The sequence below is a fragment of the Stenotrophomonas sp. 8(2023) genome, from assembly GCF_030345295.1.
Taxonomy (GTDB): Bacteria; Pseudomonadota; Gammaproteobacteria; order Xanthomonadales; family Xanthomonadaceae; genus Stenotrophomonas; species Stenotrophomonas muris.
On record NZ_CP128404.1, the window covers coordinates 3,590,595 to 3,603,305 of the forward strand.

Sequence of the window (12,711 nt, forward strand, 5' to 3'; positions counted from 1 at the left end):
CGACGCAGGACCGCCGCGCATGACCGAACACCTCACCGACCTGGACGCCGCCGTCGACTGGTTGTTTGCGCGCGTGGACGGGCCGCTGCGGATCGGGGCACCGCTGGCACTGGGCAAGCCGCATCGGCTGCTCAACGCCCTCTACTCGCGCGTCGAGCACGATCCGTCGCGGCCGCTGCAGCTGTATACCGCGCTGTCGCTGAATCCGCCGAAGGCGCGGGGCAACGGCCTGGAAGCCCGCTTCCTGGCACCGTTCGCGCAGCGCCATTTCGGCGACGACTTCCCGCGCCTGGCCTATGCCGATGCGATCGCACGCGACGCGTTGCCGGCACATGTGCAGGTGGAAGAGTTCTACATGCAATCCGGCGCCCTGCTCGGGTCGCGCCAGGCGCAATCCAGCTATACCAGCCTGAACTACACCCACGCCGCCGATGCGGTGGCGCAGCGCGCGCCACAGGTGATCGTGCAGAAAGTGGCGATGCGCCCGAACGACCGCCGGCTTTCCCTGTCGTGCAACAACGACATCACCCAGGACACGCTGGACGCGATGACCGCGCGTGGCCTGCCGCGTCCGCTGCTGATTGCCGAGATCGATCCCCAGTTGCCCTACCTGGGCGGCTCGGCCACGGTCGATGTCTCGTTCTTCGATCTGGTGATCACCCCACCGCCGCCGTACCCGGCGCTGTTCGGGCTGCCGCGGCAGCCGGTCGGCGATGTCGACTACGCCATCGGCCTGTACGCCAGCACGCTGGTGCGCGATGGCGGCACGCTGCAGATCGGCATCGGTACGCTGGCCGACGCGCTCAGCCATGCGCTGGTGCTGCGCCATACCGACAACGCGCGCTACCGCCGCGTGCTGCACGCGCTGGATCCGCAGCTGGCCAGCCACCCGCTGGTGCAGGAGATCGGCGGTGTGGACCCGTTCGAAGTGGGCCTGTACGGCTGCAGCGAGATGCTCAACGAGGGCTTCCGCAGGCTGGTGCAGACCGGGGTGATCAAGCGCAAGGTACACGATGACCTGGCGCTGATGCAGCGCATCGAGAACGGCAGCACGCTGTCGATCGACCACGCCACCCTGGCGGCCGAAGGTGAGTACCTGCACGGCGCGTTCTACCTGGGCTCGCCGGAATTCTACGAGTGGCTGCGCACGCTGCCGGAGGACGAGTGCCGTGCGATCGGCATGCGCCGCATCAGCGAGATCAACCAGCTGTACGGCGGCAACGAAACGCTGGAACGCCTGCAGCGCCGCCATGCGCGCTTCTTCAACTCCTGCATGATGGCCACCGCGCTGGGCGCGGCGGTGTCCGACGCGCTGGACGATGGACGCGTGGTATCCGGTGTGGGCGGCCAGTACAACTTCGTGGCGATGGCACATGCCCTGCCGGAAGCCCGCAGCGTGCTGATGTTCCGCGCCGCGCGCGATGACAAGGGCCGACGCGAATCCAACGTGCGCTGGAACTACGGGCACACCACCATTCCGCGCCACCTGCGCGACATCTACCTCAACGAATACGGCATTGCCGACCTGCGCGGACTGACCGACGAGGACTGCGTGCATGCGATGACCGCAATCACCGAGGCCCCGTTCCAGGGCGGCCTGCTGCAGCAGGCGCACGCCTCGCGCAAACTGCTGGCGGTCGCGCAACCGGATCCGCAGCGGCAGCAGCGCAATACGCCGCAGGCGCTGACAGCGGCGCTGGCCCCGTTCCGCGCCGATGGCAGTCTGCCGGACTATCCGCTGGGCAGTGACTTCAACGAGATCGAGCAGGTGCTGGTGAAAGCGCTGGCGTGGCTGAAGGCCAATACGCAGACCCGCGGCGACAAGCTGCGTACCGTCTGGGCAGCACTACGGCAACCGGCCGGCGACGGCGATGCGGTGTACCTGCAGCGCATGGGCCTGCAGGCACCGAAGGATTTCGTCGAACGCCTGGACGCGCGCCTGCTGCGGCTGGCACTGGCGCGCACCGCCTGAGAAAAGGGGACGGAGGGGATTAAGTCGTTTGTGCACAAACGACTTAATCCCCTCCGTCCCCTTTTTCCTGCGGCAAAGAAAAGGCCGGCGTGCGCCGGCCTTTCCTCATTACGTCGCAATGCTGCTTACAGCGCCTTGGCGGCTTCCACCACGTGCGCGGTGGTGATGCCGAAGTGCTTGTACAGCTGGTCGGCCGGGGCGGAGGCACCGAAGGTGTCGATACCGATCACGGCACCGTCCAGGCCGACGAACTGGCGCCAGAAGCCGGTGACACCGGCTTCCACAGCCACGCGCTTGCGCACCGCGTTCGGCAGCACCGATTCACGGTAGGCCGCGTCCTGGCGCAGGAACACGTCGGTGGACGGCATCGAGACCACGCGGGTCTTGAGACCAGCCGCATCCAGCTGGGCCTTGGCTTCGGTGGCCAGCGAGACTTCCGAACCGGTGGCGATCAGGATCACATCCGGGGTACCGGCGGCATCGGCCAGCACGTAACCGCCGCGCTCGATCTGCGCGATCTGCTCGGCGCTGCGCGGCTGGTGCGGCAGGTTCTGGCGGCTGAACACCAGGCAGCTCGGGCCGTCCTGGCGGGTGATCGCGGCCTTCCAGCTCACCGCCGACTCGACCGCATCGCACGGACGCCACACGTCGTTGTTCGGGATGTAGCGAAGCGAGGCCAGGTGCTCCACCGGCTGGTGGGTCGGGCCGTCTTCGCCCAGGCCGATCGAGTCGTGGGTGTAGACGTGGATGGCGTGCGCCGGGATCAGCGCGCTCATGCGCACGCCATTGCGGGCGTAATCGCTGAACACCAGGAAGGTGGCGTCGAACGGAATGAAGCCACCGTGCAGGGCCAGGCCGTTGGCAATGGCGGTCATGCCGAACTCGCGCACGCCGTAGTACACGTAGTTGGCGTTGGCGTCGTCGCTGGCAACCGATTTGCTGCCCTTCCAGAGGGTCAGGTTGGAGTGCGCCAGGTCGGCCGAGCCGCCGACGATTTCCGGCAGCAGCGGGGCATAGGCTTCGATGGCCAGCTGCGAGGCCTTGCGCGAGGCGATCGTCGGGCCTTCCGCGGCCACCTGGGCGATGTACGCATCGGCCTTGGCAACGAAGTCGGCCGGCAGTTCGCCATGCGAGCGGCGGGTCAGTTCGGCTGCTTCAGCCGGGTACTGGCTGGCGTACTTGTCGAACAGCTGTTCCCACTCGGCCTGGCGCAGGGTGCCGGCGCCATTGGCGCGCCAGCCGTCGTAGATCGCCTGCGGGATCTCGAACGGACCGTATTCCCAGCCCAGCTGCTTGCGGGTGGCTTCCAGCTCGTCCTTGCCCAGCGGTGCGCCGTGGCTGGATTCCTTGCCCGCCTTGTTCGGCGAACCAAACCCGATGGTGGTGCGGCAGCAGATCAGGGTCGGCTTGTCGCTCTGCGACAGCGCGGCCTCGATGCCGGCCTTGATGCTGTCCGGGTCATGGCCATCGACGTCGCGCACCACGTTCCAGCCATAGGCCTCGAAACGCTCCGGGGTGTTGTCGGTGAACCAGCCCTCGACGTTGCCGTCGATGGAGATGTGGTTGTTGTCCCAGAAGCAGACCAGCTTGTGCAGGCCCCAGGTGCCGGCCAGCGAAGCGGCTTCATGCGACACGCCTTCCATCAGGCAGCCATCGCCCATGAACACCCAGGTGCGGTGGTCGACCACTTCCAGCTCCGGACGGTTGAAGCGCTGTGCCAGCAGCTTCTCGGCCAGGGCGAAGCCCACGGCATTGGCGAAACCCTGGCCCAGCGGGCCGGTGGTGGTCTCCACGCCCGGGGTCTCGTGGCGTTCCGGGTGACCGGCGGTGTGGCTGCCCAGCTGGCGGAACAGTTTCAGCTGCTCGATCGGCAGGTCGTAGCCGCTCAGGTGCAGCAGCGCGTACTGCAGCATCGAACCGTGGCCGTTGGACAGCACGAAACGGTCGCGGTTGAACCAGTGCGGGTTGCTCGGGTTATGGCGGAGGTAGTCGTTCCAGAGGACTTCGGCGATGTCGGCCATGCCCATGGGCATGCCGGGGTGGCCGGACTTTGCGGTTTCAACCGCATCGGCGGCAAGGAAGCGGATGGCGTTGGCCAACTGGCGACGGGTAGGCTGCGTCATGGTTCTGTCGGAATCGGGAGGCGGCCGCGGACGTGCGGGCGGCCTATTGTCCCATAGTCGCCGGGCGGGGGGTCAGTTCACCTTGCCCGGTCGTGCCGGCCGCTGGCCCGCAAGGACGTGATCTCCGCCGGATTCCGCATGTGAAAGGGGCCGGAGCCCTTTCCCTGCGGAAAGGAATCCGACCCCGATCAGGTCGCCAGCAGTGGCGTTGGACTCAGTCCTGCTGCGGACCCAGCGCCGGGCCATCGTGCGACTCGCCCTTGGCCACCAGCGTGGTCAGGGCCAGGTCGCCGGTCACGTTCAGCGCGGTACGGCACATGTCCAGGAAGTGATTCACGCCCAGGATCAGGCCGATGCCCAGCGGATTCACACCGACCATCGCGCAGATCATCGCCACCACCGGCAGCGATCCCGACGGCACGCCGGCGGTACCGATGCCACCGAGGATGCAGACCGCCATCACCATGATCTGCTGGCCGATGCTCAGGTCCACGCCGAAGAACTGGGCCAGGAAGATCACCGTCACACCCTCGAACAGCGCGGTGCCGTTCTGGTTGGCGGTGGCACCCACGGTCAGCACGAAGCGCGACACGCGCTGCGGCAAGCCCATCTGGTCGGCCACGCGCAACGCGGTCGGCAGGGTGGCATTGCTGGAGGCGGTGGAGAACGCCATCACCGTTGCTTCCTGGGTATCGCGGAAGAACGACAGCGGCGAGCGGCCGGACAGCCACACCGCGGTACCGTAGGTCACGATCATGTGCAGGCCCAGCGCCAGCACCACCACGCCCACATAGGCACCCAGGCGGATGATCAGCTCGAAGCCGAACAGCGCGGCCAGGTTGAACATAAAGCAGGCCACCGCATAAGGGGCCAGGCGGATGACCAGGTTGATCAGGGTCATCGAGATTTCGAACACGCCTTCGATGGCGCGGCGCAGCGGGGCAACCTTTTCATTGTCGGTCAGCACCATGCCGATGCCGAACATCAGCGCGAAGAACATCAGCGACAGGATCGCGCCGTTGTCCGACGCGGCCTGCAGCACGTTGCTCGGCACGATCGACAGCAGCATGTCCATGCCCTTCGGCGTGCCGTGGATGCCAGCGACGATTTCCTTGCTGCGCTCGGCGTTCTCCGAGAGCATCAGTGCCGCAGTCTGCGGATCGACGCCCGCGCCCGGCTTGAGCAGGTTGACCAGCACCAGGCCGATGCCCACCGCGATGCCGGACAGCAGCACGGTGTAGGCCAAGGTCTTCCAGCCGATGCGGCCGAGGGCGCGGATGTCGCCCATCTCCGACACGCCCATGATCAGCGCCGAGAAGATCAGCGGCACGATCAGCATGAAGATCAGGTTGAGGAACAGGCCCGACGCCGGGGTGGTGACGTAGTCCATTACCCACTTGGCACCAGCCTGCAGACCATCGACGCTGCCGCCCAGGGCGTGCACGATCAGTCCCAGGACCAGGCCGATCGCAAAGCCGATGCCCATCTTCCAATGCAGGGGCAACTTCTTCTTGTCGGCAGCAGCTGCTGTCATACGCGGGTTTCCTCGAAAAATGAATGCACTCTAACAAAGCGCGCAAGCGGCGCCGGTTCAGGTTCGCCGCGGCGGATACAGCGGCGCCAGGTCAGTGTCGGCGGTGCCCGCAGGCGCCGACCAGTGCGGTCCGTCACGGAAGACCTCGCGCAGGCGCGTGCGCAGCCGCGCCAGATCCCCCTGCCCGCCCCACCGCGCCTGCTGCAGGTCCTGTAGCACTTGACGCTGGGCTGCATCCCCAAGCCGCGCGATGACCTGCTCGATGCGTTCCACACCAGCCATCGCACACAGCTGTGCTTCCACCTGGTCGAAGCCCTCGCCATCCAGCGCGCGGCGCAGTTCTGCCAGGCCGGCACGCCCGCCCGCCGCAGTCGGCACAGAGGCCTTGCCCGCTACTGGCGCCACTGCGCGCGGGCGCCGACCTCGCTGCCAGCCCCACAGGAGAGTCAGCAGCCACAGCAACGCCAGGCCGATGGCCGCTGCCATCCACGGCCACGGACGCCCGGACAGGCCGCTGGCACGCGGATCGGTCGCGGCGATGCGGCTGTCCTGGTCATCGGCGCCCGGCAGCGCGGCATCGGTGTCGATCGGCGGCAATGGCGCCGGTGAGGCAGTGCCGGTGCCGGTGCCGGCCGCGACGGCCAGCGTCAGGTCCGGCAGCTTCGCCTCCTGCGCCTTGCCGTTACGCACATCCCACCAGGGCAGGCGCGGCCCCGGCACCACCAGCGAACCCGGCTGGCGCGGCACGATCGAATAGCGGCGGGTGATCTTCAGGCGCGGCGTGCTGCCGTTGAAGGTCTCTTCGTACTGTGCCGGTTCGGCGAACACCTGCGCATTGGTGCCGACATCCGGCACCGGCAGGTCGGTGAACTGCGCGCGCGTCGCGCCTTCGGCAACCGCTTCGACCACCACGTTGGCGGCCTCACCGGTGCGGGCACTGGTCGGCGCACTGGTGTAGCGCAGCTGCAGGCTCTGCAGTGGCAGCCACGGCTGCGGGGCCTGCGCCGGCTGTGCCTGCACCTGCAGCGTGCGGTCTGCGCCGGTGGCATTCATGCGGCCATCGCCACCGCCGAAGAAGTCGTCGAAGAAGCCACCCGCACTGCGCCCACTGAAACGGGCACCGGCCAGGCGCAACGCGCCGCTGCGCTCGGGGATCAGCAGGAAACGCCGTTCGACCACGTTGTAGCGGCGCCCGTTGACCTGGCGTACATCGGTGCGGTCGTCGCCCACACGCTGCAACGACGCGCCCGCCGGGGTATCCAGCACCAGCTCGCCGGAGGCCAGCTGCGAGGCGAAGTACAGCCGCACCACCACGCCCACGCTCTGCTGCACATACGGCGTATCGTCATCGACAACGGTTTCGATGAAGGCCATCGCATTGCTGTCGGGCCCCGCCACGGCGGCCGCATCGACCTGCAGCGTCAGCGGTGCGGTGCGCACACTGCCCACCTGCAGGCCCGGTACCACCAGCGCACCACTACGTCGTGGTGTCAGCGCCACGCCATACAGGTTGCGCTGCTGCATGCTGCCATTGCTCCATTCCACCTGGCGGCTGCTGGTCTGCCCGCTCAGGTCGAAGTCGGTGCGCAATGGCGTGAAGTCAGGGGCGCCCTGGTCGCTCTCGACATTGAGCGTGACCGTGTCGCCCATCGCGATGCGGTCGCGGTCCAGCCACGCGCGCGGCTGCGCCCAGGCCAGCAGCGGCAGCCACAACAGCAGCGCCGCCAGTACCTGTCGAGGCCAGTGCCCGTGCATGTTGATCGACCGCGTCATCGCCCTTCCCTCTTCCTGCGTTCGTTTTCCAGCTGGAACTTGGCCCGCAGCAATGCGCCCGGATCATCCGGCACACGCCGCATCCATGCCTCCACCGCCTGTTGCTCCTCGCGCTGGCGCGGCGTGCGGCCCTCACCACCCGGCACTGGCTTGTCCCCCTTGCCGGCCTCACCCTCGCGTGCCTGCTGCATCGCCTGCTGCATGCGCTGGCGCTGCTGTTCATCGGCCTGCGCCTGCGCCTTGGCATCTTCCACCTGCGGTGGTGCCTGCTGGCCATCGCGGCCACGTTCGCCAGGCTGAGGCTCCGACTGCGCGTTGTTGTCACCCGCCTTGGGCTGGCCCTGCTGGCCCGACGGCGGCTGGCCCTGGCCGGGTTGCTGCTGGCCCTGCTTCGGCTGTCCCTGTGGGTTCTGTTGGCCCTGCGGGCCCTGCGGTTGTTTCTGCTGCCCGTTCTGCGGTGGCTTCTGTTGATCCTGGCCTTGGCCGCCCCCGGATGGCCTGCGCTTGCGTGCGGCATCGACCACGGCGCGGTTGGCCACTGCATCGGCCATGCCCGGATGCAGCGCCAGTGCGCGGTCGTAGGCGGCGATCGCTTCGTCGTAGTTGCCTTCGCGTGCAAGCGTGTTGGCCAGGTTGTACCAACCGGCATCGCTGTCGATGCCTTCGAACTGTCTGCGTGCAGTGGCGAAGTCGCCCTTGCGGTAGGCCTGAACCCCCTCGGCCAGGCGTTGATGCTGCAGCTGGTCGCTGCGCTTCCACAGCGTGCCCTGCGCCGGCTGCGAGACAGGCGTCGCAGGGGCCTGCGCCTGCGCGTCATTCATCCATGGCAGCAGACCCACCGCGAGCACCGCGGCCAGCACCGCGCGACGGCGGAAGGCCAGCAATGCCAGCAGCATCACCGGCGGCAGCAACCAGAAGCCTTCGTCACGCCACTGCTTGCCTTCGCCCGGCCGCTGCGCCGCCGTGCCGTCGCGCGCGTCGAGTACACCGAGCGCACGCAGATCGCTGTCATCGGCAGAGATGCGCGCATAGCGGCCGCCACCGGCAGTGGCGACTGCACGCAGGCTGCCCTCATCCAGCGCGGCCTGGCGGATCTGCCCATTGCCATCGCGGTACGCCGCACCGGCAGGCGTGCCCAGGCCCAGCACCGACACCTGCAGGCCCAGGCTGCGTGCCTGCGCCGCCGCCAGTGCAGCTTCGCTGTCCGCCTGATCGCTGACCAGCAGGATCTGCCCCTGCAACGCGCCGATCTGCCGCATCAAGCGTGTCGCCCAGTCGATGCCGCGGTCGGCACGCTGGCCATCACGCGGCATCACGTCCGGCGACAGCGCATCCAGATACAACGCAACATTGCTGCCGTCGTCGGTCAGCGGCGCCACGGTGTAGGCATCATCGGCATACACCACCAGCCCCACCTGCCCGCCCTGGCGCGCGCGCAGCAGCTCGCCCACTTTCGCCCGCGCCTGCAGCAGGCGCGACGGCGGAAGATCGGTTGCCGTGATCCGGCTGGACAGGTCCAGCACCACCAGCAGCGGTGCGCTGGCCTGGAACATCGGTTGTGCCTGCTGGCGCCAGCTCGGCCCGGCCATGGCCAGCGATGCCAGTGTCCAGCCCAGCAGCAGCGCCCATGGCAGGCGCACTCGCCGCTTCGCGCCCGCGGCCAGCAGATGTGGCAACAGGTGTGCGTCCACCGCCTGCCGCCACGCATCACTGCGTCGCTGCCGGTACACCGCGAGCGCGAGGATCAGGGGCAACGCCAGCAGCGCCCACAACCACTCCGGTCGCAGGAAGTGCAATGCGCTCCAATCGGGGAGATTCGAAGCAAACGCGATCATCGGCGACGCTCCGGCCACAGCCAGGCCAGCACGCCCAGCAGCAACGCCAGCCCCAACGGCCAGGCATAGCGTTCTTCGCGCGGACGCAGGCTCGGCCCCTTCGCGGCGACCGGCTCCAGGCGATCGAGCTCCGCGTAGATCCCGGCCAGCTGCGCGGTGTCACGCGCGCGGAAGAACTGGCCACCGGTCATGCTGGCGATCTTCTTCAGGGTGGCCTCATCGACCGGATCCTGGTCGGTGGAAATCGGGATACCAAACAGGCGCATGCTGCCATCGCCGCCGAATGCAACCGTGTGGATGCGCACGCCTTCGGCGCGCGCGACTTCCGCGGCGCGCAGCGGCTCCAGCACACCGGCGTTGCTGACACCATCGGTCAACAGGATCAGCACGCGCTGTCCCTCCGGCTGGCTGCGCAGGCGCTTCACCGCCAGGCCGATGGCATCACCGATGGCGGTCTCGCGCCCGGCCAGGCCGACCACGCTGTCGCGCAGCTGATCGCGCACGCTGGCCAGGTCTGCGGTAAGCGGCGTAAGCGTGTAGGCGCGATCACCGAAAATCAGCAGGCCGACGCGGTCGCCGGCACGACGATCCAGGAAGTCGGCCAGCACGGCCTTGGCCGCGGTGAGGCGATCAACCGCCTGGGCTCCCAGCACCATGTCACCCTCCCCCATGCTGCCGGACACGTCCATCGCCAGCATCATCTGCCGGCCCTGCTGCGGCGGCGTGATGGCTTCGCCCAGCTGCTGCGGCCGTGCCAGCGCGATGCACAGCGCGCACCAGCCCAGCCATAGCAGCAGCGTGCGCAGCCACGACACGTCGACGTGGCCCCCACCGGACAGCGCTTCGAGCTCGGCGGCGGCGTAGGGCACACGCAGCGCGGCGCCCGGTTCTGCACGGCGCTTCCACCAGCGCATCAGCAACGGCAACGGCAGCGCGAGCAATGCCAGTGGCCATGCCAGCTGCAGGTCCGGCCATGGCCAATAGGTCGTCCAGAGGTTCATCGGCTGCGCTCCAGCAGCATCGCCAGATAGCGCTCGCGGGCCCAACTGCGCACGGCCGCCACGTCGCTGCTGTCGACGCGTGGGCGATACGCGCCTTCGGCCAGCAGGCTGCGACGCGCATCGGGCAACGTGCCCTGCGGGTCTACACGCTGCCACCAGGCATCATCGCGCAGCGATTCACTGCCCGGCTTTGCACGGCGTGCGGCACGGCGCAGCAATCCGGCAATGGCCGCCAGTTCGGCCGCAGCGTCGGTGGTGGCTGCCAGTTCGCTATCGAACAGCTGCAACCAACGCTGGCGGCGACGGCGACGCCGCCACATCAGCACGGCGATCACCAACAGCACCAGCACAACCGCCGCGCCGACCATCAGGTAACCGGGGGCAGGCGGCCACCATGAAGGTGCCGGTGGCAACTGCACATCGCGCAGCGGCAGCGCGGCGCTCACGCCGGCACCTCGGTCGGTGATGGCGCCAGCCACGCGTCGCTGGGCGCATCCGTGGACAGCACCTGCACATCGACACGGCGTGCGCCGAGCTGGCGCCGCAGTTCCTGCAGCGGTTCGACGAAGTGTGCCTGCCAATGCGCCTGCACTTCACTGCGGCGCAGGTCGAGGCCGATGCGCTGCTGTGCGGTCTGGAACTGCAGCGCCGCCGAGGGGGGATGCAGTTCCAGCGGATCAACCAGCAGCACCAGGCTGAGATCGTGATGCTGGGCCAGCGCGCTCCAGCGCGCGGGCGGAATGCGGATGGCCTGCTGCGGATCGGCCAGCACCAGCATGCGTGCCCCCGGGCGCAGCACGCGACCGGCATGATCCAGTGCACGCGCCAGGCCCAGATCGTCGACCGGCGGCTGTGCATACCAGCGGGTCAGCGCGTCGAGCACGCGCAGCACGCCGCGTGGCCCGCCCGCAGGGGTAATCGGCGCTTCGCGGTCACTGCCGCGCAGCGCACCCACGCGGTCGCCGCGGCGCTGCGCCGACCACGCGGCAACCGCACCGGCACGGGCGGCCTGTACCGATTTGAAGCGCACGCGCGTGCCGAAGTACAGCGCCGGCGACGTATCGGCCACGATCAGGCTGACCCGCTCGCGCTCGGCCTGGAACAATTTGGTATGGGCGCGGCCGGTGCGCGCAGTCACGCGCCAATCGATGTGGCGCGCGTCGTCGCCAGCCACATATTCGCGCGACTCGGCGTATTCCATGCCGCGGCCGCGCAGTTGGGACGGTGCCTGGCCCGCGTTGCCGGTGCGGCCACGGCGCGGCGGCGGAGGACGCTGTGCCAGCCGCCGTAGCGCGACCAGTTCGGCCAGCTGCGGGCGCAGCCCGTCACCTTCGAGCGCGGACGGTGCCTGTTCCAGGGATGGATCGGTCATGCGCAGGCTCAGGGTGCCGGCACCCGGGCCAGCAGCTCCTGCACCAGGCGCTCGCCGTCCCAGCCCTCGGCGGTGGCTTCATAGCTGGGCAGCACGCGATGGCGCAGCACGTCGGCGGCGACTGCACGCACGTCGTCGGGCGTGACGAAGTCACGGCCGGCCAGCCACGCCCGCGCACGGGCACAGCGCTCCAGTGCGATGGAACCGCGCGGGCTTGCCCCCCAGGCGATGCGGCGGCCGAGGCCGGCGTCGTAGCGCGCGGGATCGCGCGAGGCCAGCACCAGTTCGATCAGGTAGCGCTCCAGTGCCGGTGCCATGTGCAGGTCCAGCACTTCGCGGCGGGCGTCGAACACGTCCTGCATCGGCATCTTGTCCGGCGCCGGCGCAGCCTCGCCCAATGCACCACGGGCACGCTCACGGGCCAGCCGCAGGATTTCCGATTCGGCGGCCTGGTCCGGGTAACCGATGCGCACATGCATCAGGAAACGGTCCAGCTGCGCTTCCGGCAGCGGGAAGGTGCCCTCCTGCTCGATCGGGTTCTGCGTGGCCATCACCAGGAACAGCGGCGGCAGCGCATAGGTATGGCGGCCAACCGTGACCTGGCGCTCGCCCATGGCCTCCAGCAGCGCCGACTGCACCTTGGCCGGTGCCCGGTTGATCTCGTCGGCCAGCAGGATCGGGTGGAAGATCGGGCCGGGCACGAACTCGAAGCGGCCCTCCTGCGGGCGCCAGATCTCGGTGCCGGTGAGGTCGGCCGGCAGCAGGTCGGGGGTGAACTGCACGCGGGCAAAGTCTGCTTCCAGGCGCGAGGCCAGTGCACGGATCGCCGTGGTCTTGGCCAGGCCCGGCGCGCCCTCCACCAGCAGATGGCCGTCGGCCAACAATGCAATCAGCAGGCGTTCGACCAGTGCCGCCTGGCCGACGATCTCGGCCGACAGCGCGTCGCGCAGCTGGGTGAACGCCGCATGCAGGCGGGAGGTGGCCGGCGCGGGCGGCGGCGAGACGGTTTCGGGCATCGGCGGTGGCAGGTTCATGGGGGCCTTTGACCGGCGCAGGACGGCACGGGTTCCCGACATCATCGCAGGGTGCCCTGCGATTGGC

At 68.8% G+C, this 12,711-nt stretch carries 9 protein-coding genes; 1 reads left to right on the top strand and 8 read right to left on the bottom strand.

Going from position 1 to position 12,711, the window contains the following annotated elements; all coding sequences use genetic code 11:
* The first annotated feature begins 19 nt into the window (after nt 1–19).
* Complete coding sequence (locus QP609_RS16720) at nt 20–1,972, top strand: acetyl-CoA hydrolase/transferase C-terminal domain-containing protein (RefSeq protein WP_197621635.1); 1,953 nt, start codon at nt 20–22, stop codon at nt 1,970–1,972.
* A gap of 125 nt (nt 1,973–2,097) precedes the next feature.
* Here QP609_RS16720 and tkt read toward each other — a convergent pair whose 3' ends face one another.
* From tkt to QP609_RS16760, 8 genes are all read right to left on the bottom strand, one after another.
* Nucleotides 2,098–4,095 carry a transketolase gene (tkt, locus tag QP609_RS16725; RefSeq protein ID WP_014648248.1) on the bottom strand — a complete coding sequence of 666 codons (1,998 nt, stop codon included), beginning with the start codon at nt 4,093–4,095 and terminating at the stop codon, nt 2,098–2,100.
* 214 nt (nt 4,096–4,309) lie between these two features.
* Nucleotides 4,310–5,629, bottom strand: a complete 1,320-nt coding sequence (locus QP609_RS16730) for a dicarboxylate/amino acid:cation symporter (protein ID WP_014648249.1) — start codon at nt 5,627–5,629, stop codon at nt 4,310–4,312.
* A 57-nt stretch (nt 5,630–5,686) separates the two neighbouring features.
* Nucleotides 5,687–7,402 (bottom strand): BatD family protein, encoded by a 1,716-nt coding sequence (locus QP609_RS16735; protein ID WP_197621439.1) that lies wholly within the window; start codon nt 7,400–7,402, stop codon nt 5,687–5,689.
* Entirely contained in the window at nt 7,399–9,237 is a 1,839-nt protein-coding gene (locus tag QP609_RS16740) for a VWA domain-containing protein (RefSeq protein ID WP_197621440.1), read from the bottom strand. The genes QP609_RS16735 and QP609_RS16740 overlap by 4 nt, the downstream gene beginning before the upstream one ends.
* Nucleotides 9,234–10,238: a VWA domain-containing protein gene (locus QP609_RS16745; protein ID WP_197621441.1), complete on the bottom strand. Its 1,005-nt coding sequence runs from the start codon at nt 10,236–10,238 to the stop codon at nt 9,234–9,236. Before QP609_RS16745 ends, QP609_RS16740 begins: the two co-directional genes overlap by 4 nt.
* Complete coding sequence (locus QP609_RS16750; RefSeq protein WP_197621442.1) at nt 10,235–10,684, bottom strand: DUF4381 family protein; 450 nt, start codon at nt 10,682–10,684, stop codon at nt 10,235–10,237. Before QP609_RS16750 ends, QP609_RS16745 begins: the two co-directional genes overlap by 4 nt.
* Entirely contained in the window at nt 10,681–11,610 is a 930-nt protein-coding gene (locus tag QP609_RS16755; RefSeq protein ID WP_197621443.1) for a DUF58 domain-containing protein, read from the bottom strand. Before QP609_RS16755 ends, QP609_RS16750 begins: the two co-directional genes overlap by 4 nt.
* Nucleotides 11,611–11,618: 8 nt before the next feature.
* On the bottom strand, nt 11,619–12,644 hold the full coding sequence (locus QP609_RS16760) for a MoxR family ATPase (RefSeq protein WP_014648255.1): 1,026 nt from the start codon (nt 12,642–12,644) through the stop codon (nt 11,619–11,621).
* Nucleotides 12,645–12,711: the final 67 nt, after the last annotated feature.